The following is a 25,085-nucleotide window of genomic DNA, read 5'->3' on the forward strand; positions in this document are numbered from 1 at the left end:
CGATGCTCTATCAATCCTTGACCCAGCTACCCTTACAAAATTAATCATGTCCTAAACGGAAAGCTTGCAAACGGGGTAAAACAGTCGCAAGATCCACTGCCTGCCCCTCCCCAAATCCAAAATATAGCTCCTTGAATAATCCATATAGTTTATCAGAGGCATTGCGATTGTTTTCATTAGGAGTAACGGTAACCAAGGGTGGACATAATGTTTGCTGAGCATCTTCAATATTTTTAAACAGACCAGCAGCTACAGAAGCAAAAATGCACGCACCTACCCCTGTCGGAGAATACTTAGGCACTAGAATTTCCTTACCCAACATATCTGCATATATCTGATTAAGGACGCTATTCTTCTGTGGAATCCCCCCACCATTTATAACCCGCTGAATAGAGAGCCCATGCTGGGACATGCGATCATGTATCACTCTGACATGCATTGCCATACCCTCCAAGGCAGCATGCATTTCATCTGCAGCTGTATGCCCAAGATCCCACCCCAAGGTGACACCCGAGAGATCTGAGCGGGCCAGTACAGTACGATCGCCATTATCCCAAACCAAGCGCAACAAGCCTGTATGGCCCGGTCTTCTACCTTCCAGTTGGTCACATAGAGCGGCTACTGATGTCCCGGCACGGCGCGCAATGGCATCGAAGATATCACCTGTCGCGGATTGCCCAGCCTCTACTCCCAGCATGCCAGGCACAACACTACCAGGAACTACACCACAGATCCCTGGTACTGGTGACAGCGCATTGTCCCCCAGGGCAATAATACAAGTTGATGTTCCGACGACATTAACAATATCACCGGCTTTACACCCACAACCGATAGAATCCCAATGACTGTCAAAAGCACCAAAGGAAATTGGGATCCCAGGTTTTAAGCCTAATTTGTCGGCCCATTCAGGCGATAATGTTCCAGCAATATCTCCCGCTGTGCCATAGTGTCCGTCAAGTTTGTCGTTAATATCATTAAATAGAGGATCTACTCTAGACAGGAAATCCTGAGGTGGTAACCCTCCGAATTCCTCCCTCCACATCCATTTATGCCCCATGGCACACACAGAACGCGGAAGCTCTTCCCGTGACTTCAAGCCACATAATGTGGCAACCAGCATGTCACAGTGTTCCATAGCCGTATATAAGCGATTACGTTTGTCAGGAGAATGACGTAAAAAATGTAATAGCTTTGCATATCCCCATTCATGAGAATATGTCCCACCACACCACTTCAGGACTTCCAGTTTTTCTTCATTTCCTAGGGCTGTAATTTCTTTTGCTTCTTTATGTGCGCGATGATCACACCACAGGTAATAGTCATCTAACGGACGTAGTTTTTCATCTACCATGACTACGCTTGAACCAGTAGTATCTGCGGCAAAAGCAGCAATAGAGCGTCCATCTACCCCCCCTTTTTGGCAGGCATTACGCATTGCTCCAACAAGAGCCATCATATGGTCATCATGGCTTTGTTGCGCACAAAGAGGGTCATTTGGCGAACGTTTGAGAGGATACTCAGCGATTTCAGTTGCAACTGTTTTTCCTAAAGCGGTGTCCATAATAGTGACACGCACGCTAAGTGTTCCAAAGTCAGCCCCAGCTACAAGTGTCATACTGGCTCCTTATTGCCCATAAGTCGCATGAGCGCCATGTTTACGTAGAAAATGGCGATCCCTATACATAGAAGAGATTGGTGCCACCTGGGGATTAAGCTGCATGGTATGCCATGCCATACGAGCACACTCCTCAAGTATCAAAGCATTCAGAGCGGCTTCTTTTGGTGTTCGGCCCCACACAAAGGGGCCATGGCCTGCTACTAATACAGCAGGGATTTCCAACGGGTCACTATTACTAAAAGTTTCAACAATTGCCTCACCAGTAGCGGTTACATAACGCTCACCTAACTCTTCAGAACGAAGAGAACGCGTAACGGGTATCTCTCCTCTAAAGTAGTCAGCATGAGTGGTACCAAAACATGGAATTGGGACCTGTGCCTGGGCAAAAATTGTTGCGTAGGTGGAATGAGTGTGGATGACTCCGCCTATATCATCGAAGGCTCGGTACAATACCAGATGGGTATCAAGATCAGACGATGGTCGTAAATGATGATCAATCAGAGAACCGTCGATATGAACAGTAACCATATCTTCTGACTTCATGGTTTCAAATGAGACACCAGAAGGCTTAATAACTATATGATTATTATTTCTATCAATCCCGCTAGCATTACCGAAGGTAGCGACAACCAACTTATCCCTGACAATATCAAGATTAGCCTGTAATACAGATTGTTTAAGGCCAGCAACCGAAGACATAGGGATCTCCTTTATCAGGTAAGGATAAATATAGTACTTTTTATTACATCATATCCAAATTAGTGATCATCCCAACCAATGTAGTCATTTGCATTATTTTCAGTAATCAACTGCGGATCGAGCAATATGGTTTTTTCCTGAGGCTCTTTCCCCTCAAATAACTGATAGGCCAGGTTAAGTGCTTTCTCAGACATCCCATAGGGATCCTGACTCGCAGTAGCCTTGATCAATGAATTACCAGATTTTAGTGACTGCACAGTATCAGGCGCACCATCAACACCCGTGATAATAAGTTTGGAGCGATTAAATTGACGCGCAGCCAATTGTGCCCCTTGGGCCATGGGATCATTTGCGGCGAAAACAGCATCAAGATTATCGTATCGAGTCAGTAGCCCTTGCATTACATTTAAGCCACCATCGCGACTTCCTTGCCCATTTTGATCTTTAGAAACAACATTGATCCCTGCTGTGTTAGAGAATACCTCCGAGCAACCTTCAAATCGGTCATTAAGAGAAGAAGATGAAGGTCCCTTAATAATCGCTACATTCCCTTCGCCTTTTAACGTATCCACAATATACTGACATGCCTTGCGACCCGCTGCCTTGTTATCTGTCATTACGGTAACTTCAGCACCTGGGGCGGAAACATCAAATGCTGCAACAGTAATACCGGCATTTTTTGCTCGCAGGACTGCTGGAGCTATAGCCTTCTCATCCACAGCATTCAGCATAATAATATCTACACCTTTTGCAATGAAATTATCTATCTGACTGACTTGTTTGTTTAGGTCATAATCAGCTGAAACTGATGTAACCTTGACATTGGGGTTTATTTTCTTGGCAGCGTTAGTAACGCCTTTGACTGTAGCGACAAAATAAGGATTGCCTAATAAAGCTACTGAGATACCAACGTTCTCTAATTTCTTTTCCTGTGCAGCAGCAACACCAGAGGTAGCTATCAATGCACTTGACAAGATAATAGTAGTAATTTTGTTGAACATTTTATGTCCTCTCACAGCATTTAGAAAATAATATATTAATTACAAGACCAACATCCTGAGTTCTAAGTTCTGGCTCCGCCCTTCATTCTGTAACGATCCAAAGCTACTGCAACTATAATGACAAGCCCTTTAATAATAAACTGCCAAATATCAGAGACTCCCATAAGAATTAGACCATTTGACAATACAGCGATGATAAGTGCCCCTACCAACGTCCCCCAAATAGACCCCACCCCTCCCACTAAACTCGTACCGCCAAGAATAACTGCAGCGATTGCATCAAGTTCATTAGATTGACCAAGTTGTAACCCATTCGCTGCATACAAGCGGGCTGAGGACATTACGCCACCAAGACCAGCAAACAGTCCAGAAATACCATACGCAAACAAAAGGACAAGCCATACTTTAATACCAGCTAGCCTTGCAGCCTCTTGATTGCCTCCAGTCGCATAGATCCATGTACCAAGGACAGTTGCACGGAGAATAAACCATGAGAGCAGTACCACTACCATGGCAATAATAGCCAGGCACGGAACTCCTAAAATATTGCCATTCCCGATGAAGGCAAAAGGTAAGTCAGGATTAAATATGGTGGTGTCATCCCCCATAAGACGGGCCATGCCACGTACAGCGGTTAGCGCCCCAAGAGTGACTATAAAAGGCGGTAATCTCAGGAAAGAAATAAGCACACCATTGAACAAACCAAACGCAAGTCCTGTAAGGATGCCTGCTGGAATACCCAATAACCCTAGTCCAGGCCAAAGAGATATCTTCACAGCCACTATTGCCGAAGCAGCCAATATAGATCCTACAGAAAGATCTATGCCCGCCGTCAAGATAACGAAAGTCATACCAGCCGCAAGTACAATATTAATTGATGCCTGCTGCATTACAATTGATAAATTGTTCCCTGTTAAAAACTTGCCGGTCATTAACTGGAAAGCAATAGCCAATAGAATGAGTACCGGGAGCATCCCGAGGGCCACAAATGTCGAACGCATACGAGTGGCAACTCTGGATTGGTCTCGCAGAGGTGTTGATGTCATATCAAATTCTCCTGAATCACTTCAGATGCTTTGTGCACGGTGTTAGAACGATTCAATCCTGTGGATAGTGTCATTAGTGCTTCTTGGGTAATTGGGTGTTCTGAAGTAGCTGTGACTTCGCCAACAATCTCTCCTTCACTCATGACTAAGCAACGATCCGCAATACCAATAATTTCTGGCAATTCACTCGACACAACGACAATAGCAAGACCATGAGAAGCCAGTTCATCAATCAGCTTATAAATTTCTGACTTAGCGCCAATATCTACCCCTCTCGTGGGTTCATCCAATAAAATAACTTTAGGATTTGCTTCAAGTAGACGCGCTAAAAGAACTTTCTGTTGATTCCCACCAGAAAGAGATCCTACTTTCTGTTTTATTGACAGTGTGCGTATGGCTAGATTTTTTATTGCTCTATCTGTTCGCTGGGACGCCATAGAAAAATGACGAATGCCGCCCAGAATGGCGTCTCTAATAGACACCATCACATTTACATTGTCAGAGATTGTCATATCCAGGAAAAGACCAAGACCTTTACGGTCCTCCGTGAGATAGACTATCCCCTTGTGTAGCGCTTCTCTGGGGGATTTGGGAGATACATTCTCCCCCTCAACATGTACATTTCCCCGTACGGCTGTGTCAGCGCCATAGATCAGTCGTAATAATTCTGTGCGTCCAGAGCCTACCAGCCCTGAAATTCCAAGAACTTCTCCGCGATGTACCTGAAATGAACACCCTTTTACCAATTTTCCATCAGAGAGATCATCTACCGACAATACAATATCACGAGATGAATCACTCGCTTTATGCTCTTTCTTGTAGAAAGATGATATATCACGCCCAACCATCATCGTGACTAACCGCTCGGCATTAATCTCATTTTTATCAAGTGTTCCTACATAAGTACCATCCCGAAGAACGGTACAGCGGTCAGATAACCGGTAGATTTCCTCCATGCGATGGGAAATATATATGACCGCAATACCCTGAGTTTTAAGCCTTGCAATTACTTCAAAAAGTTTTTCTGTCTCACGACCTGATAGTGAAGTGGTAGGCTCATCCATTACAATAATACGCGCATCAAGCGATAAGGCCCTGGCAATCTCCACTAACTGGCATTCACCTAATGACAAGTTTCTTACCAGTGCATCCGGTTCGAAACTGACTCCAAGCCTGTCAAGCACAGGCTTGGCCGAAGCCAGCATTGCCTTCCGGTTGATCACTCCACCTCGTGACTTCTCAACACCTAAAAATATATTTTGCGCCACAGACAAGTTAGGGGAAAGAGACAGCTCTTGATATATAACAGCAATGCCATAAGACCTTGATGCACGAGTATTGCCAGTAGGAATAGTTTGTCCATCTACCAGGATTTCCCCGCCCTTATCCGGTGTTAATGCACCAGAGAGAATCTTCATCAAGGTGGATTTTCCTGCGCCATTCTCTCCCATCAAGGCATGAACCTCTCCACTCCACGCAGTCAAGGACACGTCTTGCAATGCCTTGATCCCATCAAATGTTTTGGAGATATGATTCATTTTCAATAGAGGTATATTAGGTTCGTACATATATTCCCCCTTAGGAGTCGGCAATCGTGTAATGGATATTCTGGCTTTCCAGCATTTTTGCATCAGCATCAGATAATCCACTGTCAGTCACTACTTGGGATACTCGCCCTAATGGCAAGACAACTAAGGGAGCCTCTTCCTTGAACTTACGACTATCAACCAGAAGTACGACCTCATTGACTCGATCAGCAAAATGTCTGGCCAAATGTGCCAATAAAGGCTGGGACTCCATCATTCCCTGTGCACCTACACCAAGCGCACCTACAAAAAACTGGGAAGCAAAAAAGGTATGGTCCTCAAGCCCAGGGTCGTGAAGGATGCCTGGCTCGCGATGCAAGTCACCACCACCAACGGTCAACTGACAATGACCAAATTCAGATAGATAGGCCGCCAGTGGCATTGAATGCGTCAAAATACGGACATTTCTATCAGCAATATGCATACCGAAATGAAAGCAGGTAGAGCCACCATGAATAACGATCAAACTACCTTCCCGCACCAGCTTACTGGCTTCTCTACCTATAGCTCGCTTAGCTTCGACAGCTATATCTCTATTGTCTGTGAAGGGGAGAGCGATAGCGCGGCGCCGGTGTGCGTCATTTATTGCAGCGATTCCTCCATATACTTTTTGTACACATCCATCGTCATCGAGCTTATCTATATCCCTCCTGACAGTAGCCGCTGAAACACCCAGGATATCTGCCAGCTCATTCACGGTAATAAATGAACGTTGCTGAAGTAGATACTCGATTTGGGTATGGCGGTCGAATTCACTCATTACGGAGCTCTTTTGGTTATGGGCAATCACACACATGATTAACCTTAATCACGTACGGGCAATACTCTCCCCTTTTTGAAAAAATTGCTTCAATAATTTAGTATTATAGACCAAGGTACATCATGTTATTTTGGCGGGAAATGTCGATCAGAATCAGAGATTCCATCCTCAATACTATACTTTAGGATAAAGCTGGTTTCGGCGCATACTAGCCAATTGCATTCGGGCGCTAAACATCATATTTGGAGGTACTTCTATCAGAAGAGAAATGGACAAAGGATAGATAACCTCTTACTTTCAAAGGACATATCAAGCTTACAAAATAATTAACATTAATTTTTCAGAATTCTAAAAATCACTTGAGTAAAGATGCCTATATTGAAAATTTGGTCAGCACAGCCTCTCCAATCCGCTATTTTCTTTCTTATCCGACTTTCGTCATACACCCCCATTTTTCAGCCTGCTGCCGGAGGTGGTGCGCTATAGTCATCAACGTCTTAACAATCATGTTAACGACGTGCTTGAGGAATACGTATGAAAATGCTCCCTCTCTCTTCCATGGCGTTGATCGCCATGATGTTCAGCATGAGCGCAGCGGCTCAGCAGGGTGGTTTTATCGGTCCGGGCGGGGCGCAAAAGCAGGATATGAATGAGTCCCGGGCGATATCTACTGTCAGCGAGGCGCTGAAACAGGAGGACGATACGCCGATCATCCTGCAAGGGAACATTACCAGGCAGCTATCACACGAATACTATGAGTTCAAGGATGCCAGCAACAAAACCATCACTGTCGAGATTGATGACGATGATTGGGAAGGGATACAGGTAACGCCGCAGGATAAGGTGCAGTTGGAAGGGGAAGTAGAGCGACATCGCGATGGTCGAATCGACGTTGATGTTGATCGCGTGACGCTCATTAGATAAGCCGCCATAACAATCGGCCATCTGCTCTACACATTAACGCCCAGCCTGTTGCTGGGCGTCTGCGTATGATGCTTTGACAAGCCTTGCGAACGCTGCGCTATCAGGCGCCTAACGAACCGGCACTGCGACCGTGCTCCAGCGCGTGATCCAGCCATTCGCCCAGAAAGCGGTTGAGCTGGAGCTTTTCATCGGGCTGATGCATATGTGCATTGGGGTAGCGGTAGCGCCCCTGAAAATGGCGCTTGCGCTGGAAATCGACCACTTCCGCCATGCGAACATCATGATAAAGGTGCACCCGCATACGCGGTGAATCCACCAGCGCCTCCAGCATGCCGCTTTGAGTAACGTTCAGACGGGTTGTGTAAGGCGCCTGCTCTTCGACCTCGACATGCAAGCAGCCGAACGAACGATCGCTTTCGCCCAGCGCAATATCAATGCGCTCCCCCTCGGCACGCCCGCTAACCAGCCGCGACAGCCGCAGAAAGTTACTGGCGCACTCAGCCTGCAAACTCTTGAGGTCTGTCACATAGGCACGTTTGGCGGGCGTAGAAAAACTCATCCATTACTCCTGGCACGCAATGACGCACGCTCTCGCGCCAGCCACTGCATTGCAATAACCATCATGCCATTGTCCAGCTTGCCTTCCTCCAGCAGTTGCATTGCTTTAGGGAAGGGAATGACATGCACTCGAATATCTTCCTGCTCTTCTGCAAGACCATGAACGCCGCCCACCGCACTGCTGTCGAGCAGGGCACAGTACAGGTGTACCCGCTCGGTATAGCACCCCGGCGAAGGGTAGAAGGAGTAGAGCGGGATCATCTCATCAATGTGGCATCCCGCCTCTTCCCATACCTCGCGACGCCCCACCTGCTCCGGCGTTTCATCGGTATCCATCAACCCGGCAACAACTTCCAGCACCCACGGAGTAGTGCCATCTCGGCGCGCCACGATACCCGCACGCACCTGCTCGACCAGCACCACTGCATCCGCCGCAGGATCATACAAGAGCACCCCGACGGCATCGTGATGCTCATGCACTTCACGGATTACCTCTTCACTCCAGCTCCCATCAAAGCGACGGTGCTTGTACTTAAGCTTCGAGAAGGTAAAGAAGCCCTGATATACCGGTGTATCCGCAGTGAGTTCAACATCACCCGCAGTAAACTCGACGTTGCCGTCACCTCGCTTCACTTGCCTGGCGTTATCTACCACTACAGCACCCCGTCATCCAATACGCTATGCGCTTGCGTTTCGGCCCTGAGTTTCAGAAGACGAAACACGACTCTGCCAATGGCAAAAAAGCGCGACTAAACACACGATTCTGCATCAAGATGGCGCTTACTGACGGCAAATTCAAGCACCAGTGCGGTATGAAGCCCTTGTCTTCTGCTCCTTCCACGGGTTGGTAGAAGCCAATGGCATCCGCATAATGGATACTTTCCGTTATCTCAAAAAACACCATTCGCTTCAGAATCAGCATAGGCATATTACCGATGAAAGGCCGCTACATGACACATTGGCGAGACCCCGCCAAGGACCCGCGCCAGGAAGCCAAAAGCAATGTCATTACGCGTGCAGGCTTCGAGCGTATGCAGGGCCTGTACCACCACCTGACCAGCGTGCGTCGCCCCGAACTGTCGCGAAAGACAGGGGAAGCTGCCGCCCAGGGCGACCGCAGTGAAAACGCCGATTACACCTATAACAAACGCGAACTTAACAAGACCATTAGCCGTATTCGCTATCTGGGAAAACGGCTGGATGAACTGACAATAGTGGATCGCGCCCCCGACGATCCCAACCGGATATTCTTCGCCGCCTATGTGACCCTCGAAGATGACAACGGTGAGGAGCTTGAGCTGCGTATTGTTGGCCCCGATGAAACCGTGCCTGACAAACGCTGGATCAGTGTGGATTCTCCCATGGCCCGTGCACTGCTGGGCAAGCGTCTCGACGATGACGTAGATGTTGCCGCGCCTGCGGGCGTTACTCACTATATTGTGACGGAGATCCGCTACGATAATGCAGGGGGGACGAGTTAACGTAACGCCATATGCACCCCATAGGTGACATGTTGCATCTGGGGCAGTCGATGAATCCCTTTACGGTGCCAGGTGACTATTCATCTGCCTACCCCAGGTACGGCGCTCTTCTTTTGGAAGACGTTTGTGGTGAGCACAGCTATATAAGGGCTGACTTAATCAAACAGGATAATTTGCCGGATGGCCTCGCCGGCAGCCAACCGCTCAAAGCCTTCATTGATCTGATCCAGCGTGATGCGGTGGGTAATCAACTGATCGACGGGCAATCTACCACTACGATAAAGCGCCATGTATTCAAGCGTATCCAGTGCTGGCACATGGCCACCAAGATAAGAACCCAGCAGCTTTCGCTCTTGAGCCACCAGTTGACTGGGGCTTAGCTGAATACGCGCATCAGGATGAGGAAGTCCAGCAGAAACCGTAGTTCCGCCTTGCCGCGTACACGCATATGCAAATTCCAGAGCAGCAGCCACGCCTGCATAATCAGCGGCAATATCCACGCCGCCCTCACTTTCGGTCAACACATGCTCAATGGCATCAGCCTGGGAGGATAACACCCCAATATCCGCCCCTAATGCCAGCGCTTGGTCAATCTTGCTTTGCTGGATGTCAGCGACAATAACCCGACGCGCACCAGCGGCAATGGCTGCCAGCACTGCCGATAGGCCAACGCCGCCCAGCCCCACGATCAAAACACTCTGGCCTGCACGCAGTTTCGCTGTTTGAAGCAAGGCCCCTGCCCCGGTCAGTACGGCACAGCCAAAGACCGCCGCTACATCAAAAGGCATCTCCTTATCAATCTTTACTGCCGAGCGCTCGGACACTACTGCATATTCGGCAAAGCCCGACACACCCAAATGATGGTTGATTGCAGTATCTCCCTGGAACAGGTGACGCCCACCATTGAGCAGTACCCCTTCCCCGTTGGCCCGCGCACCTGGAGCGCACAGGGCTGCGTGCCCATCCAGACAGGCTGCACAGCTCCCACAGCTGGGTACAAATGACAGCACTACGTGATCGCCTGCGGCGAAACGAGTGACATTTGGACCGACCTCAACCACTTCTCCGGCTGCTTCATGCCCCAGCACCATCGGCAGGTCCCGCGGACGATCACCATTAATCACCGAAAGATCCGAATGACACAGCCCCGCTGCACGTATCTTGATCAGTAGCTCGCCCTGATCGGGAGGCGTCAGGGTAAATTCTTCGATCGCTAACGGCTGATGTTCGGAATAAGGACGTTCGGTGCCCGTTTTACGGAGCACTGCTGCACGCGTGGTGATAGGGGGCATATCGAATCTCCTTGATTAAAAACAGCGGTCATCTCTTCTGCTATTGACGGCAGTGATGCCAATCACATGAGCTTGCTCACACATTCATCATATCGAGCGGCTTTTCGGCACTTGTAGTCTCACAACGTCTTATTGCGCCAGGACGCTACAGTGGCCCCTGTCTTGAGAACATCCGTCCATGAGAGATGTATCGCTACCAGCCACGAGATGCGCAGAAAAATCTCACTTGAGTAACAAGCTTCTTTCCCCATTACGCGATACACTTGAGAAGTATTCTCGGTTAACGATCAGGGCCAGATAGCTCACGCAAAAAACTGGCCTTCCAACTACCCCGGTATTCCGCTGAGAGCTGCACTGGCTCACGGTTTGTTCGCTCTATTGTGCAGGAGTTTCCTGTTATGCCGCTGCGTTCTCTCTCGCCCGTGAACTCTCTGAGGATCACATTGGTTGCTGTTGCGCTCATGGCGCTAAGCGCGTGCAGCAGCGTAGTCACTCAGCGCGATTACGATCCCACACGCGATTTCGCTGCCTATCATCGCTGGCAGTGGGCAACGCCGCATGTTGTCTTTACTCCCGACAATACGCTGGCCCGCAGCAGCCTGACGGCTGAGCGCATCAATCAAGCGCTTAACGAACAGTTGCCCGGCAAGGGGCTAATGCCTGCGAACACTGCGCAAGGTGCCGATGTGCTGCTTCAGGCAACCGTGGCATATACCCAGCGCATTCAGGAAGATCCGTTCTATGACGGCCCGTGGGGGCCTTGGGGGCCGCGTGGCTATTATGGCCGACCCTATGGCTGGGGCGGCCCGAGCTTTTATGCACCGCGCGTGCGCAGCTTCCCCGTTACCATCCTTCAGCTTGACATGTATGACCGTCACGACGGGCAACTGGTGTGGCGCGGACGAGTCGCACGGGATAGCAACGACGGTGCATCACCCCAGCAGCGTGCCCAGATCATTGCCGGACTGGTAGAAGAAGCCTTGAAACAGTATCCGCCAGCCCCCTGATTGCACGCCTTCACATCACCAGCAGCCCCAATGCGGGGCTGTTGTCATGATGAGAGAAGCAGCAGCCCCATACCTCCATTAACGTTTGTAGCTGCGGCGCGGTGAGGAAGCGCGATAGATGCGGTAGCGCCCGTCTTCTTCCAGCGTATCGACACGCTCAAAGCACGCTTCCAACGACGCGCGATAGGGAAGAAATACATTCGCGACGATATAGAGCTTGCCACCGGGACGCAGTCGGCTGGGGGCCTGCTCGATCAAACGCCGCGCAGGCCCGATATCAACGTCACGCGCCTGATGAAACGGCGGATTCGAGACAATCAGGTCAAAGGAGTCATCCACGCCTTCGAGCATATCGCCGATCGAGACCTCGCCCTCAAGCCCGTTCAGCGCCAGCGAGCGCTTGGTGGTCTCAACAGCGAAAGCGTCAACGTCCAGCGCCGACACCTTGGCCCCCGCACGCGCCAGCCACAGGCTGATAATGCCATCGCCGCACCCCACATCCAGCGCGCTGCCAGAAATTCCCTTGGGAAACTCCTGCGCCAGACGCGCCAGCAGCATATCGGTTCCTGCATCCAGACGACCATTGGCAAACACGCCCGGATGGGTAGCCAGTTTCAACTCAAGCGCGGAGTATTCGCCCCATTCAGCCTCGTCAAAACTGACGGGGCGGGCGTGGGTGGCAAACAGCGAACAGCGGCGGGCGTTATCCAGTCGAATGCAAGCAAGCCCTGCTGCTTCCAGCACCTTGGGCACACGTTTGATTCCCCCCTGATGCTCACCGATGATTTCAATCGGTGCTCCTTCCGGCAGCCAATGACATAGCTGCTGAAGCCACCACAGCCCCAGCGCATGACTTTTCGGCCAGAACAGCAGCGCCCCTTCGCTACGTTGGTCAGGGGCAGCAAGCCCCAGATGCACCTGCTGCCCCCGCTGGTTCAGCACATTGGCTACCGCCAGATCAGTGACCCAGGTGTGGCCGGTGTGCGGCAAAAACGGAGCCGCTGACAGCGGCACTGCTACCTGGCATGCATCGCTGCTCAGCTGCGACGCCTGGCGCTCCAGCAGTTGGCAAACAGGAGGAATAGTATGAGAAGCCATAAAGAAGTTCAGATCCGATCAAACGGTGGCAGCACTCGACTGCCGAGAAGAGATGAGACGCGCTATCAGATAGCGGTAACAACGATAGGATAATGCAATGCTGGCGGTGATGCCCTTCATCGGACGCGCTGCCAGCATTATAACGGGCGATAGAGGCTATAGTGCAGATAACGGCCCATGCGCCAGAAGGGATCGACGCGGCAGTGCGCAAATTCGAGCTGGCGAAGCTGAGCCAACTGCTCTTCGCTGGGAAACTTCTCACGCAGATAATCGTGAAAGACCCGAATGCCGGTGATGCCTCGTATTTCAAGGCCCGCTTCCGTACACCACTGCTCAATTTCACGATGCGTCAGCGGTGAGATAGGCGTGAGCCGCGTACCGCGCCCCTTGCCCGCCAGATCATTTCTGAGCGCCTTGTCCAAATTGCCCTTTACTACATTGGACATCAGCAGCGCATCACGATTGAAGACCATCAGCGACAGCCAACCGCCCGGCGCAAGCTGACTTACCAGCGCGTCGAACCCCTCACGCGGCTGCGCCATCCACTCAAGCACCGCATGACACAGCATCCGCGGCCATGGCCCCGGCGCGACCGTCGCCAGCGACTGCAAATCACCCAGTACCAGCGTGACATCCAGCCCCTGCAAACGCTCGCGGGCAAACTCAAGCATCTCGGCTGCCGGCTCTACCAGAGTAACCCGATGGCCCCGCTCGGCAGCCCATGCCGACATCTGGCCCAGCCCTCCCCCTGCATCCAACAGAGGCTCACCCGCCCATGGAATATCTTCCGCCAGCGCCTGCTGCACCAGCGCCAAGCGCAAGCGCCCCCGCGATGCACCGTATAGGCTGCGCCCGAACTTCGCCGCCATCGCACCGGTAAAATAGCGATCCCCCGCCATGCAAAGGCACTCCACTGCCACTATAAAAGGGCAGCAAGTTTACTCGCCCCGGCAGCCAACCCCAAGCGCACCCTTTCCCTCAACCGCCAGATTCCCTATAATTCGGGCCTTCACCTTCCGCATATGCCCTTATAGCTCAGCTGGATAGAGCGTCCCCCTCCTAAGGGGAAGGTCGCAGGTTCGAATCCTGCTGAGGGCGCCAGATAAACATTAAGCACTTTATATACGCCATGAGTGGTGCAGCTTTCCTGTTTGCCTAGCCACCCAATGGATGTCACTTAAGTACAACCACCACGGCGAATCTTGCCCAAGCCCTTTCTGCTTCCAAAAACTGTATGGTCCAGGTAGCGTTCCTTTCCTCACAGTCCAACCCAATGATGATCGCCTCCCCCTGCTCTGGATTGTGCCGTATAGAGTCAATCGTTTTCTGTACCAGCCCATTTATATTGAACAAGTCACACGGAAGACCAGGGTGTGAATATGGTCGGTCAAGATCGCGTATCAATTCTTTGGTTCCAACAATCAGGCTCATTGGTCGGCATTGAGAGAGCACTTCGAAGCTCCGGAAGAATGCACCTTAGGACTACTGAAGAGTGCAGTATCCGCTTCATATCAAGTAATTGGGCCTATCTGTGAACCATAGTCTGAGATATCACTCGTAGACCCTTTTCTTGAACAGGTGACTGACAGTCATCACTACCAGTGGGACCAAGAAGGCAATATACGTGCTATTAATTCCGAATGGATTTTCAGCCAGAAACCATCCAATAGTCCCTATCACCGATATAATAATTCCAGCCAACGCGCCTGTGTTACTCCCAAATCTAGGAGCATAGAACGATAGTATAATTAATACTGCGAGCGACGCTCTTAATGCTTTTCCCAAAAAGGCTATAGCCAGAATCTGATCAGCAAAAATAGCCAATATCAAAGGGGCAACCCCCAAAACAATGGTAGCCGCTTGGGCACATCTCAGTGACTTCTTCTCACTGCCTGAGGTGTTAACGAAGACATCATAAAAATCCTTGGTGAATAGCGTTGCACATGCCATTGTATTTGCCGAGACAGCCCCAAACATAGCTCCTGCAATACCGATAACGGCAATACTGGCCGACCAGGCTGGCATATGAGCAATCACTTCAGGAAATGCGTTAATTGATTGAATTTCTGGATATAGGTATGCGGAGCAGACCCCGATCATCGCCAGAGCTAGACCGAAAGGTATCATTAAGATAAAAGTGTAATTACAAGCTCGCCTTGCTATTTTAGGCGACGGTGTTTGGACAATGGCTTGAATAAGATATTGTGTCGCAAAAATTGACCCTACACCCGCCAATACCCAAGCAATAATTTGCCCACCTCCCACTGATGTTATATTCAGCATTTGAGAAGGAAGGTGCTGCTGGAGGTGGGAAATACCTCCTGATTGTTTAAGCGCCCATACAAGAGCCAGGGTAACGCCAAGTGCTTTCAATAAAGTGTTAATAAAATTACTGTAAATAACTGAGCGTAACCCTCCCATTATCACCAAGATAACCGTCACAGCACCACATATCAAAATTGCCTGAGTTCTACTAATTCCTATGGCAGAGGCCAGGACGGCTCCCCCTCCTGCATAAAGCGCCACTGTCACAATACTTAGAGCTATAATAGAGAGCGCGGAAGCCGCATATCTAACACGCGATCCATAGGCATCACATAATACTCCAGAAACAGTGTTATGCCCACTGGACTTATAACGGCTTGCCATAATCATTCCAAACAACAAAAATCCCAAGGCAAAACCAAATAGAGCCCAGGCTGCTGAAATACCAGATAGAAATCCTGCCTGTGCAGTTCCGATACTGACGGAACTTCCTATATATTCAGAAAGCATCATTCCGGCTATTAACCAAGCGGGAAACGAGCGACCACCAGAGGCAAAGGCACTACCACTTCTTGTATGCTTTTTAGCGTTAAAACCAATCCATAGCATTACTAACAAGTATACAATCAGGGCAGAGACAACAATGATACTACGCATTATTCAAGCAATCCTTTTCAGCACTACCAGCGACTGATTCATCATCAGAATTTCATATAACTTATAGGCTGAATAATTATTCTCACCATTACACATAGGTAGATGAATTCTTTTTTTGGATTAACTGATTTATCGTGAGTATCAAAGCTGTATGAATAGTGCCATTTAGCATCATTAGAGTGAAACGGCTGTAGGCTACCCCCTCAGGAATATACTATTTGACCTTACATCTTTTGATAATTTTTCTAATAACGGTATGCAAGGACAGCTTGGACTGATGACCTTTTCTGCCTGGGCACAACCTTTCATCCAGAGAGATGTCTGTAGCCTTGCTATGACTTTAGGAGGTGATGCGGATTGGTAATATTCCAGTCCGATAAAACAGATAAGTGAGCAGACCACTATAGCGCCACATTTCGCGTAACTCGGCGTTTTGACACCGCGATAGACGTACAGTCGTCGTACATCTTGTCTCACTTGTAGGCTTGAGACACAAAGCCCCACTCCGAACGGTCAATGGAGAAAACCGCTGCCTGTAGCGGCTTTGACCTACCACTATGAGCAAGGTGCATAGCTTTCCTAACCCTTAAGGGATGAAAGTCATTGGCCGTCGCTCTATAATACTTTGTGATTAGAAAAATCCATGGGGTGCATAGATTCCCATGCAGAAACGCGCCTACACCGAAAAATAAAGCACGTCAAGACCGGGACTGTCACCTCTCCCCACTCGATATCAGCCATGGGCAATGGCCAACCGATACCGGCAGGGGCTGACACCCTCGATAAAAATCCAAAAGAATCCATTCCAGTGATCCCGTAATGTGATCATCGAGAGGTAGCTATTCTTGAAAGACAAACACAAGACAGACGTTGGGCAGTGGATGCTCACTCGTCGCAGTGCCGTTACTGGCTTGCTAGGCTCCATGGCCTTGTTGACCTTGCCACGGATGGGGTGGGCTAAAAACCTTCAGTCCGACTACACCCTGCCATCGAAGGCGTCTCGCTTTCTCAATGTTTCCGCTGCACTTACCGAGCGCAGTGATCTGGACCCTTTGATCGCCAATCGCACTTACAAGGCGATCACTGAACTCGACCCTAGTCAAACAGCGGCCATCGAAAAACTGCATGCACTGCTCACCGATGGAATGAGTGCGCGTGAGCTTTTCAATGCGGCAACCGATGCGGGTCTGAAAGATACCGTCGTGAATATCCAGACGGCCTGGTATACCGGCACGGTAGGCTCCGGCGAAGATTCTCGCTTGATCGCCTACAAGGACGCGCTGATGTACCGCACGGTAGAGGATGGCCTGGTTGTGCCTACCTATTGTGACTTTGGCCCGCTGTGGTGGTCAGGCACGCCTGTACCGCCGTCTCGGCTACCTGCCAATAACAGTGCATCGTAAATCGTTGGGAATAGACATGAGTGAAGTGAAATTTGCATCCAACGGCGATGCACAGGCAGACGTTATTATTGTGGGTTCAGGTGTCGTTGGCGCATTGATCGCCAACCAGATGCGTGATGAAGGCCACTCCGTACTGATCATCGAAGCCGGTTTGCGCATCAATCGTGCCCAGGCCGTTGAGAACTGGCGCAACATGCCGCTGCGCAACCGTGCGGGCGGTGACTTCCAGGGGCTTTATCCCCAGTCGGAATATGCTACCGCGCCGCTCTACTTTCCGGCGAACGACTATGTTGGACTGAGCGGCCCCAACGGTTCCAGTTTCAAACAGGGCTATCTGCGTACCGTAGGGGGCACCACCTGGCACTGGGCGGCTTCCTGCTGGAGGCACCTGCCGGAAGATTTCCGCATGAAGTCGCTGTATGGCGTTGGTCGCGACTGGCCGATCTCCTACGAAGACCTGGAACCCTATTACTGCAAGGCGGAAGAGCAGATGGGGGTTGCCGGCCCCAATGATCCTGAGATGCAGTCTCCCAGCCAGCGCAGCCGCCCCTATCCGATGGACATGGTTCCCTGGGGTCATGGTGATCGCTACTTCGCTGAAGTGGTCAACGATCACGGCTTCAAATCCATTCCGATTCCGCAGGCGCGCAGTACCCGCCCATGGAATGGCCGCCCTGAGTGCTGCGGTAACAACAACTGCCAGCCGATCTGCCCGATTGGTGCCATGTACAACGGAATTCATACCGTCGAAGCTGCTGAATCCAAAGGGGCGAAGGTACTTGCGGAATCCGTTGTCTACAAGATCGACACCGACAGCAATAACCGCATCACCGCTGTGCATTGGCTCGACACCGACGGCGCCAGCCACAAGGCGACAGGTCGTCAGTATGTGATCGCCTGTAACGGTATCGAAACGCCGCGCTTGCTGCTATTGGCCGCCAACGAGCGCAATCCGCGCGGTATTGCCAACTCGTCCGATCAGGTAGGGCGCAACATGATGGACCACTCCGGCTTCCATTGTACCTTCCTGACCAAAGAACCCATGTGGCTTGGCCGTGGCCCAGCGCAGAGCAGCTGTCTGGTAGGCCCGCGTAGTGGCGAGTTCCGCTCCGACTACTCAGCCTCCAAGTTCATTTTGAACAATATCAACGAGGTGCCTGGCGCTGCGACCAAGGCGCTGCAACTGGGGCTGGCTGGACGCGAGCTGGAAGCTGAAATTCGTCGCCGCGCCATTCATGGGGTGGATCTCTCCATCAGCCTTGAGCCGCTGCCGGATCCCAATAACCGCCTGACGCTAAGCGACACCCGCAAGGACAAGCATGGCCTGGCGTGCCCTGATATCCACTACGATGTGGGTGACTACGTTCGCAAAGGCTACGATGCAGCCAGCGAGCAGCTTCGCCAGATCGGTCAGCTATTCAATGCCGAAGAGTTCAACATCACCACCAGCCTGAATGCCAACAACCACATCATGGGCGGTTGCATCATGGGCAGTGATCCGTCGGATTCCGTCACCGATGGCGACTGCCGTGCGCACGATCATGACAACCTGTGGCTGCCGGGTGGCGCTGCCATGCCTTCGGCAAGCGTGGTGAATACTACCTTGAGCATGGCGGCACTGGCGCTGAAATCCGCAGATGCCATCTCCCAGGCATTGAGCCGTGACGCACAAGGAGCCACTGCATGAAACCATTACTTTCCCGTGGCTTCGGCATGAAGGTCATGACCTCGCTGGCTCTCTCGGTCTGCATGGGGTCGGGCGCTGTCTGGGCGGCTGATGCGTCCAGCGATACAAGTGCCGACAACAGCGCCGAGGCGAGTGATCAGAACCATGTAACTCCTCATGTGGGCACCACGATCCACGCCCCCCGCCACGGCCCGGCTGCTGCGCCCGGTATCAACGTTGATATCTCCAGCTTCCCGCAAAGTGAGCAGCAGGAGATCAACCAGGGACATGCCCTGGCGGTAGCGGGCGACTGCGCGGCGTGTCACTCACTGCCTCACAGCAGTGACGACCAGATGTTTGCCGGTGGATATGCCATTTCATCCCCGCTGGGCACCATTTTCTCAAGCAACATCACCCCTTCCAAGCAGTATGGTATCGGTAACTATACGGAAGAAGAGTTTAGCCGCGCGGTGCGTGACGGCGTCCGTCGTGATGGCGCCAACCTCTATCCGGCAATGCCCTATACCTCTTATGCGGGCATCACGGATGAAGACATGCACCATCTGTATGTGTACTTCATGCGAGGGGTGAAGCCTGTCGAGAAACCTTCACCGGAGACGCAGCTTCCCTTCCCCTTCAGCATCCGCGCCTCCATGAAAGCGTGGAACATGCTCTATCTGGATCAGAAACCGTTCGAAAACGATCCCGATCAGAGCGAAGAGTGGAACCGCGGTGCCTATCTGGTAGGGCCGCTGGAGCACTGTAGTGCCTGCCATACGCCGCGTAACGTGATGATGGCTGAAAAGGTAGGCGATCACTACCTTGCGGGTGGCAGCGTCGGTTCCTGGTATGCGCCGAACATTACCTCTGATGAAGTCAGCGGTATTGGCAGCTGGTCGAATGATCAGATCGTTCAGTACCTGAAGACAGGGCATGTGCCCGGCAAGGCGCAGGCAGGAGGCGGTATGGCGGAAGCTGTCGAGCACAGCCTGCAATATCTGCCCGATTCCGACCTTCAGGCGATTGCGGTGTATCTCAAGTCCACGCATCCGATTCGTACCAGCGACGAAGAGAAAGCGCGTTTCGATTATGAGCGTTCACAGACTGAAGGTCTTGAAGATGAGCTGAGAGGCAAGCACCCCCAGAATTCCAATCACACCATGGATTCCGGTGCGGCCCTGTACAGCGGATATTGCGCAAGCTGTCACCAGCCCGACGGCTCAGGCAGCAAGAATCAAGCCTACCCTTCACTCTTCAACAACTCGGTGACTGGCGCGGACAACGCCAATAACCTGGTTTCCGTGATACTGGAAGGGGTTGATCGCAACGCAGATGGCCATCATGTGCTGATGCCAGCCTTCGGTCAGAACTCCTACGTTGACGAGCTGAATGATACGCAAATCGCCAGTATCGCCAACTATGTGACCAAAACGTTCGGTAATCCGGATGTTCAGGTCACACCGGAGCAGGTAGCGCAACTGCGTGCCGGCGGCCCCAAACCGCTGATGGCCCAGATGCAGCCCTACATGCTGCCGCTGATGATTATTGGCGCGATCGTGGTGGTACTGCTGATCGTTCTAGTGGTCGTCAAAGTCAAACGCAGGAAAAAGAGAGCCTGATGATCGTTTGATCAAAACCGTTTTGGGTGAGAAGCAGTAGCGCCAAAACGGTTCAGGTAATTGATAAAGCCTTGGCAATCGCCAAGGCTTTGTTGTTATTGGGAAAGCCTCACGGTCAGTACATCTACCGCTTCGTTCTACCCCTATTTTTACCACGCGATACCGGCAAATGTCCTGTCAGACGGGCACAGAAGTGAGCCTCTACGGGGAACAAAAGCTGACTCATAAAGGCCCAGCGTTGCAGTATTCATTCTCGCCCGGCAAGACAATGACTCTCCCGCTCTTGCCTTCAAGTCCCCAATCTGACCTTCCTGCTATCTACCTTCCGACCATTAATGCTCGGATTACTCATGCGCTTTCATATCAACGTGATAAGGCATCTCGCCATCCAGTACACGCTGTGCTCTGGCGCGATCAAAGTCGCCTTCCCATTTGCCTATCGCTATCGTGGCGACGCAGTTGCCCAGCACGTTGGTCAAGGCGCGAGCGATGCCCACAAACCAGTCGATGGGAAGAATAACTGCGAGCGCGGCCACCGGTAAGGAAGGAATTGCTGACAGCGTAGCGGCCAGAATAACGATGGCGGACCCCGGTACACCATGGGCGCCTTTGGAGGTCACCATGGCGACGGCGATAATCAGCACCAGATCGACCGTACTTAGTGCCGTGCCGGTGAACTGAGCAATAAAAACCACAGCCATCGTAATGTAGATGGAAAAGCCATCCAGATTGAACGAATAGCCGGTGGGAATTACCAGCCCTACCGTAGAGCGCCCTACTCCTAGCCACTCCAGCTTGCTCATAAGCTGCGGCAGCACTACATCGGAGGCCGTGGTGCCGAACACAATCCCCAGTTCGGCGCGCAAATAGACCACCAGCTTTTTAAGGCTCACGCCGCAGAAGCCTGAAATTGCCCCCAGCACGACCACGATAAAGATCAGACACGTTGCAAAATAGAGCGCCAGGAAGCCGACGAGATGGCTGAGTGAGTCCAGCCCGTAGTTGCCCACCATATACGCGACAGAGCCGAATACCCCCACAGGAGCCGCGCGCACCAGGATGCCCATCATGCGGAACATCACGGTGCTCAGCCGATCAATCAAATCCACGATAGGCCGCCCTTTTTCGCCACTCAGCGTCAATGCCACGCCGAACAGCACCGAAAGGATCAGCACTTGCAGCACATCGCCGTCAGCAAAGGCGCCGATGAAGGTATTGGGAATAAGCCCGGTAAGAAAATCGACTAGGCTATTCATATGAGCGCCGTGGGTAGCGGCCTCCAGCGCACTCTCACCTTCATCGAGCTGAATATGAGTATGCGAGCCAATCCCCGTGAGCAGCGAAACCACCAGCCCCAGTATCAGCGCGAAGATAGTCACCACTTCGAAATAGATAATGGTTTTGCCAACCAAACGCCCCACATGCCGCAGGTTGGAGTTGGAGGTAATGCCATGCACCACAATAAGAAAGACCAGCGGCGCAATCACCATCTTGATCAGCTTGATAAAGCTGTCGCCCAGCGGTTTGAAGGTAGCGGCTGTTTCAGGGAGTAGCCATCCCAATAGCGCACCTGCTATCAGCGCAATCACCACTTGCCAAAAAATAGAGCGTCCGAAGCGCCGACCTACCGCTGTACCCATTGCTATCTTCTCCCCATTGAACCCGATATTGCCCCAGTCTCAGTCATCTATTGGCGAATCATGACCGCTCAATGGATACCAGATAGCCTAAGTATGCAAAATACAGGCCATGCGCCTCTTGCCGACACGGATACATGTCAGGAAGCCGTACACCCAGCAAGGGCATGGATAGCGCAACGTGAACATCAGGCCATCAGGGAAGAATAAAGGGAGAAATAGCGATAGAGGCCCTTCGCTTATCAGGAAGGAGTAGGATAACCAGCGTGGCGTTGAGAAAAGCAAAGCGCCCCGTCTGGGAGAGTGTGCCCATAGCAGCCAGACATTCGCACCAAAACGGTGCAGATACTCAGCATGAATTACAGAATCTGATGCACGGCTTCACTTCCCGCCAAATCGGCGGCTATTTGAAAACAGGCCGCGCCGTAGGAAGAGTTCATGCGACCCGGCCTACGGGGCAGGCCAATCCAGGAAACGCAGGCTTAGCCTTGATGCAAGGCGCTGCTTTTAACTCTCCAATACCTGTTCATCAAAGGCAGAAGGAAGCCTGCCTTCTATATATAGCTGCGCAAGGGTGGCAGCGCCCTGGCTGGCGCTATGGAGAGGCACTTGCACTTCAAGCCCTGCCTGCTGGAGCCGCGCAACAAGCTGACCACGCAGCCACGAGCCTTCACTGAGCAAGCCACCGCTCAAGGTGACGCTGCGCGATAGCCCTTCGGTGGCCTGACGGGCGGTTTCAAACAGGTGATCGACGGCAGCGTGACATAGCGTGGTAGCGTTCTGATCACCGCTGGCCGCCAGTTCAATCACATTACGAGCGAAGGAGGCCAAGAGCGCGGAAGGCGCATCGGCGCTGTGGACATTGCTGATATAGTCGTCGAGCGATCTGAAGTGCGACAGGAAAGCGCGCTCCAGTGCGCTGGCGCTCGGTGCTCGCTGGGTGATACCGGCGATGGCACGCCACACCGCTTCCCGCCCCAGCCACGCCCCCGAGCCAAGATCACCGGCGAGAAACCCTAGCCCATCCACCCGCCGCCATACCTGAGCACCATTACTCGCCACAGCGATACTGCCGGTGCCAACAGTCAGCAAGGCCCCCGCTCCTACGCCCACGGCCCCCACATAGGAAGCCACGCTGTCGGTGGTAACGATAGTGCGAGCGTTGGGAAAGACGCTTTGCAGCCCCTCCTTCAATACGCTAACACGCTGCGGATGATACTCAGCCCCCGCCATCCCAACGCCGATCAACGCAACCACGGCCTCTTCTCCCGCGAGCTGGCGCACATAGTCGTACAGCGACTGGGCAGCTTCCGGCGGAAACAGCGAGAATGCGTTGCCTTCCGTGTCAAAGCGAAATTCCTGCGACGACAATGGGCGCCGAGAGCAGCCATCAAGCGCAACCGCGCGCAAGCCACTCCCGCCAATATCAATCCCCAGCACCACCTTCTCTGAGGAGGGCGCAGCGATCGCTTCACTGGAGTGTCGAGCCAGTTGATCGGCCCGTGAAGTGCATGAAGGGTGTTCAGAGGAAGGGAACGAAGAAGAGGTCATGAACCGTCCGTTATTGCTGATTCAGAAAGGCATCACTATCCCATAAAGGAACGTCTGAAAGTGTCAAAAATGGCCACCCGCAGGTGACCATTTGAATAGGTGCCCGTCGTGGCGCTACCTTCAATCGGCACTAACCACCGACACCGGCACCTGCCATACGCGCATGCCCGAGGTGGTATAGGCCCAGTGTTCGCCGTTTGAACCCTTGCACAGCGCTACATTGGAGGTCGCTGGCTCTGAGGGGATCAGCACCTTGCCCAACAGCTCAGCGTCAGGTGAGTAGATGTGCAGCCCTTCCTTGCTACTGCTCCACACATTGCCCTTGGTATCCACATCAATGCCATCAGGGCCGCCGGGGGATACGCTCACGAATTCGCGCTCATGAGTCAGCGCATGGTTACGCACGTCATACGCCATGATGCGATGGTGCTCCTCGGAGGAATCCGCCACATACAGCACCTTGCCATCCGGGGAGAAGGCCAGCCCGTTTGGCTTCGCTACTTCTTTGGTGGTGAGCTGGGCAATATCCCCCGAGGCGGGATCAAAGCGATAGACGTGCTCCGCAAGCTCCTGCTCGCCGCCGGGATAGCTTTCGTCCTGGCTTTTCAGCCCATAATCAGGATCGGTAAACCAGATCGCGCCGTCACTGGCGACCACCACATCATTGGGACTGTTAAACCGCTTGCCCTGATAGCGATCTACCAGCATTTCCCATTCGCCATCCGCATTGCGGCGCTCGATACCGCGCTTACCGTGGGAGGCGGCAATCACTCGCCCTTCGCCATCAACTGCATGACCATTCTGGAAGTCGGACGGTGAGCGCTCGACCTTCAAGCCGCCCTCTTCACTCCAGCTCATCAAACGGTTGCGAGGAATTTCACTGAACATCACCGAGCCATCGGGCAAACAGACGGGGCCTTCCGACCATACCGACTGTTTGGCGATCACGCGGGCTTTCCGGGATTGATCCACCAGCTGATTAAAGGCGGCACTGGAGCCTTTGAACTCCACTTGAGGTGTCTCCTCCGCCGCAACACCATGGCTCAGGGTCGAGAGCGCCAAAGGGAGCGTGCAGAGTGCGAGCACCCGCGATGTCGTAGCGCGAGAAAAAGGACGAGAAAAGAGATTGAAACTCACATGAACCTCCTCAACAGAGAGCAACGGATTAGCGATGCCGCCAGTAGCGGCTTGCGCCGGCGGCCTGTTCTACAGTAACC

Annotated in this window: 21 protein-coding genes and 1 tRNA gene; 7 read left to right on the plus strand and 15 right to left on the minus strand. The window is 52.1% G+C overall.

Annotated elements, in window-relative coordinates; genetic code table 11:
- Window positions 1–40: 40 nt before the first annotated feature.
- The 6 genes from L881_RS0102465 to L881_RS12695 form a co-directional block, all read right to left on the minus strand.
- Window positions 41–1,615, minus strand: a complete 1,575-nt coding sequence (locus L881_RS0102465; protein WP_025732142.1) for a ribulokinase — start codon at window positions 1,613–1,615, stop codon at window positions 41–43.
- Window positions 1,616–1,624: 9 nt separating this feature from the next.
- Window positions 1,625–2,317 (minus strand): L-ribulose-5-phosphate 4-epimerase AraD, encoded by a 693-nt coding sequence (gene araD, locus L881_RS0102470; protein WP_025732143.1) that lies wholly within the window; start codon window positions 2,315–2,317, stop codon window positions 1,625–1,627.
- Between the two features lie 59 nt (window positions 2,318–2,376).
- A complete protein-coding gene (locus L881_RS0102475) occupies window positions 2,377–3,318 on the minus strand; it encodes an ABC transporter substrate-binding protein (protein WP_051464767.1) in 942 nt (313 codons plus the stop codon).
- A gap of 62 nt (window positions 3,319–3,380) precedes the next feature.
- Window positions 3,381–4,364 carry an ABC transporter permease subunit gene (locus tag L881_RS0102480; RefSeq protein WP_025732145.1) on the minus strand — a complete coding sequence of 328 codons (984 nt, stop codon included), beginning with the start codon at window positions 4,362–4,364 and terminating at the stop codon, window positions 3,381–3,383.
- Window positions 4,361–5,932 (minus strand): sugar ABC transporter ATP-binding protein, encoded by a 1,572-nt coding sequence (locus L881_RS0102485; protein WP_025732146.1) that lies wholly within the window; start codon window positions 5,930–5,932, stop codon window positions 4,361–4,363. The genes L881_RS0102480 and L881_RS0102485 overlap by 4 nt, the downstream gene beginning before the upstream one ends.
- A gap of 10 nt (window positions 5,933–5,942) precedes the next feature.
- On the minus strand, window positions 5,943–6,710 hold the full coding sequence (locus L881_RS12695) for a DeoR/GlpR family DNA-binding transcription regulator (protein ID WP_034578197.1): 768 nt from the start codon (window positions 6,708–6,710) through the stop codon (window positions 5,943–5,945).
- A 534-nt stretch (window positions 6,711–7,244) separates the two neighbouring features.
- On the opposite strand from L881_RS12695, the gene L881_RS0102495 reads away from it, so the two are divergent.
- Window positions 7,245–7,634 carry a NirD/YgiW/YdeI family stress tolerance protein gene (locus L881_RS0102495; RefSeq protein WP_025732147.1) on the plus strand — a complete coding sequence of 130 codons (390 nt, stop codon included), beginning with the start codon at window positions 7,245–7,247 and terminating at the stop codon, window positions 7,632–7,634.
- Window positions 7,635–7,734: 100 nt separating this feature from the next.
- Here the strand turns inward: L881_RS0102495 and L881_RS0102500 are convergent, their stop codons facing one another.
- Complete coding sequence (locus L881_RS0102500) at window positions 7,735–8,193, minus strand: DUF1249 domain-containing protein (RefSeq protein WP_025732148.1); 459 nt, start codon at window positions 8,191–8,193, stop codon at window positions 7,735–7,737.
- On the minus strand, window positions 8,190–8,825 hold the full coding sequence (locus tag L881_RS0102505) for an NUDIX domain-containing protein (protein WP_034578422.1): 636 nt from the start codon (window positions 8,823–8,825) through the stop codon (window positions 8,190–8,192). The genes L881_RS0102500 and L881_RS0102505 overlap by 4 nt, the downstream gene beginning before the upstream one ends.
- 302 nt (window positions 8,826–9,127) lie before the next feature.
- Between L881_RS0102505 and L881_RS0102515 the strand changes: the two genes are divergently transcribed.
- A complete protein-coding gene (locus L881_RS0102515) occupies window positions 9,128–9,673 on the plus strand; it encodes a GreA/GreB family elongation factor (protein ID WP_084055374.1) in 546 nt (181 codons plus the stop codon).
- A gap of 155 nt (window positions 9,674–9,828) precedes the next feature.
- Here L881_RS0102515 and L881_RS0102520 read toward each other — a convergent pair whose 3' ends face one another.
- Window positions 9,829–10,965, minus strand: coding sequence for a zinc-dependent alcohol dehydrogenase family protein (locus tag L881_RS0102520; RefSeq protein ID WP_034578200.1), 1,137 nt, complete (start codon window positions 10,963–10,965; stop codon window positions 9,829–9,831).
- Between the two features lie 398 nt (window positions 10,966–11,363).
- On the opposite strand from L881_RS0102520, the gene L881_RS0102525 reads away from it, so the two are divergent.
- Window positions 11,364–11,972 (plus strand): DUF4136 domain-containing protein, encoded by a 609-nt coding sequence (locus L881_RS0102525; RefSeq protein ID WP_051464768.1) that lies wholly within the window; start codon window positions 11,364–11,366, stop codon window positions 11,970–11,972.
- A 78-nt stretch (window positions 11,973–12,050) separates the two neighbouring features.
- Here the strand turns inward: L881_RS0102525 and L881_RS0102530 are convergent, their stop codons facing one another.
- Together L881_RS0102530 and L881_RS0102535 are read right to left on the minus strand one after the other, a co-directional pair.
- Complete coding sequence (locus L881_RS0102530) at window positions 12,051–13,070, minus strand: methyltransferase (RefSeq protein WP_025732154.1); 1,020 nt, start codon at window positions 13,068–13,070, stop codon at window positions 12,051–12,053.
- Between the two features lie 137 nt (window positions 13,071–13,207).
- Window positions 13,208–13,969 carry a methyltransferase domain-containing protein gene (locus L881_RS0102535; RefSeq protein ID WP_025732155.1) on the minus strand — a complete coding sequence of 254 codons (762 nt, stop codon included), beginning with the start codon at window positions 13,967–13,969 and terminating at the stop codon, window positions 13,208–13,210.
- Window positions 13,970–14,094: 125 nt separating this feature from the next.
- Between L881_RS0102535 and L881_RS0102540 the strand changes: the two genes are divergently transcribed.
- Window positions 14,095–14,171, plus strand: a tRNA-Arg gene (locus tag L881_RS0102540).
- Between the two features lie 450 nt (window positions 14,172–14,621).
- Here the strand turns inward: L881_RS0102540 and L881_RS0102550 are convergent.
- Entirely contained in the window at window positions 14,622–15,992 is a 1,371-nt protein-coding gene (locus tag L881_RS0102550) for a sodium:solute symporter family protein (RefSeq protein WP_025732157.1), read from the minus strand.
- A gap of 845 nt (window positions 15,993–16,837) precedes the next feature.
- Between L881_RS0102550 and L881_RS0102560 the strand changes: the two genes are divergently transcribed.
- The 3 genes from L881_RS0102560 to L881_RS0102570 are packed head-to-tail and all read left to right on the plus strand — an operon-like array spanning window position 16,838 to window position 20,680.
- On the plus strand, window positions 16,838–17,395 hold the full coding sequence (locus L881_RS0102560; RefSeq protein WP_156926479.1) for a sugar dehydrogenase complex small subunit: 558 nt from the start codon (window positions 16,838–16,840) through the stop codon (window positions 17,393–17,395).
- A 16-nt stretch (window positions 17,396–17,411) separates the two neighbouring features.
- A complete protein-coding gene (locus tag L881_RS0102565; RefSeq protein WP_025732159.1) occupies window positions 17,412–19,082 on the plus strand; it encodes a GMC family oxidoreductase in 1,671 nt (556 codons plus the stop codon).
- The gene (locus L881_RS0102570) at window positions 19,079–20,680 is read left to right on the plus strand and encodes a cytochrome c (RefSeq protein WP_025732161.1); all 1,602 of its coding nucleotides are present in this window, start codon (window positions 19,079–19,081) and stop codon (window positions 20,678–20,680) included. Before L881_RS0102565 ends, L881_RS0102570 begins: the two co-directional genes overlap by 4 nt.
- Window positions 20,681–21,024: 344 nt before the next feature.
- Here L881_RS0102570 and dctA read toward each other — a convergent pair whose 3' ends face one another.
- The 3 genes from dctA to L881_RS0102585 all read right to left on the minus strand — a co-directional run bounded on the left by dctA (window position 21,025) and on the right by L881_RS0102585 (window position 25,005).
- The gene (dctA, locus tag L881_RS0102575; RefSeq protein ID WP_025732163.1) at window positions 21,025–22,320 is read right to left on the minus strand and encodes a C4-dicarboxylate transporter DctA; all 1,296 of its coding nucleotides are present in this window, start codon (window positions 22,318–22,320) and stop codon (window positions 21,025–21,027) included.
- Window positions 22,321–22,824: 504 nt separating this feature from the next.
- Window positions 22,825–23,868: an N-acetylglucosamine kinase gene (locus tag L881_RS0102580; RefSeq protein WP_034578212.1), complete on the minus strand. Its 1,044-nt coding sequence runs from the start codon at window positions 23,866–23,868 to the stop codon at window positions 22,825–22,827.
- A 120-nt stretch (window positions 23,869–23,988) separates the two neighbouring features.
- The gene (locus L881_RS0102585; protein WP_051464769.1) at window positions 23,989–25,005 is read right to left on the minus strand and encodes an SMP-30/gluconolactonase/LRE family protein; all 1,017 of its coding nucleotides are present in this window, start codon (window positions 25,003–25,005) and stop codon (window positions 23,989–23,991) included.
- Window positions 25,006–25,085 lie beyond the last annotated feature (80 nt).

Source organism: Carnimonas nigrificans ATCC BAA-78 (assembly GCF_000526695.1).
In the GTDB taxonomy this organism is placed as follows: domain Bacteria; phylum Pseudomonadota; class Gammaproteobacteria; order Pseudomonadales; family Halomonadaceae; genus Carnimonas; species Carnimonas nigrificans.

Excerpts from the sequence above, each read along its gene's own strand:
- dctA (WP_025732163.1), bottom strand. The coding sequence starts at position 22,320 with ATGGGTACAGCGGTAGGTCGGCGCTTCGGACGCTCTATTTTTTGGCAA.
- L881_RS12695 (WP_034578197.1), bottom strand. The coding sequence starts at position 6,710 with ATGAGTGAATTCGACCGCCATACCCAAATCGAGTATCTACTTCAGCAA.
- L881_RS0102495 (WP_025732147.1), top strand. The coding sequence starts at position 7,245 with ATGAAAATGCTCCCTCTCTCTTCCATGGCGTTGATCGCCATGATGTTC.
- araD (WP_025732143.1), bottom strand. The coding sequence starts at position 2,317 with ATGTCTTCGGTTGCTGGCCTTAAACAATCTGTATTACAGGCTAATCTT.
- L881_RS0102500 (WP_025732148.1), bottom strand. The coding sequence starts at position 8,193 with ATGAGTTTTTCTACGCCCGCCAAACGTGCCTATGTGACAGACCTCAAG.
- L881_RS0102465 (WP_025732142.1), bottom strand. The coding sequence starts at position 1,615 with ATGACACTTGTAGCTGGGGCTGACTTTGGAACACTTAGCGTGCGTGTC.
- L881_RS0102525 (WP_051464768.1), top strand. The coding sequence starts at position 11,364 with ATGCCGCTGCGTTCTCTCTCGCCCGTGAACTCTCTGAGGATCACATTG.
- L881_RS0102550 (WP_025732157.1), bottom strand. The coding sequence starts at position 15,992 with ATGCGTAGTATCATTGTTGTCTCTGCCCTGATTGTATACTTGTTAGTA.
- L881_RS0102480 (WP_025732145.1), bottom strand. The coding sequence starts at position 4,364 with ATGACATCAACACCTCTGCGAGACCAATCCAGAGTTGCCACTCGTATG.
- L881_RS0102485 (WP_025732146.1), bottom strand. The coding sequence starts at position 5,932 with ATGTACGAACCTAATATACCTCTATTGAAAATGAATCATATCTCCAAA.
- L881_RS0102520 (WP_034578200.1), bottom strand. The coding sequence starts at position 10,965 with ATGCCCCCTATCACCACGCGTGCAGCAGTGCTCCGTAAAACGGGCACC.
- L881_RS0102515 (WP_084055374.1), top strand. The coding sequence starts at position 9,128 with ATGAAAGGCCGCTACATGACACATTGGCGAGACCCCGCCAAGGACCCG.
- L881_RS0102535 (WP_025732155.1), bottom strand. The coding sequence starts at position 13,969 with ATGGCGGGGGATCGCTATTTTACCGGTGCGATGGCGGCGAAGTTCGGG.
- L881_RS0102530 (WP_025732154.1), bottom strand. The coding sequence starts at position 13,070 with ATGGCTTCTCATACTATTCCTCCTGTTTGCCAACTGCTGGAGCGCCAG.
- L881_RS0102565 (WP_025732159.1), top strand. The coding sequence starts at position 17,412 with ATGAGTGAAGTGAAATTTGCATCCAACGGCGATGCACAGGCAGACGTT.
- L881_RS0102475 (WP_051464767.1), bottom strand. The coding sequence starts at position 3,318 with ATGTTCAACAAAATTACTACTATTATCTTGTCAAGTGCATTGATAGCT.
- L881_RS0102580 (WP_034578212.1), bottom strand. The coding sequence starts at position 23,868 with ATGACCTCTTCTTCGTTCCCTTCCTCTGAACACCCTTCATGCACTTCA.
- L881_RS0102570 (WP_025732161.1), top strand. The coding sequence starts at position 19,079 with ATGAAACCATTACTTTCCCGTGGCTTCGGCATGAAGGTCATGACCTCG.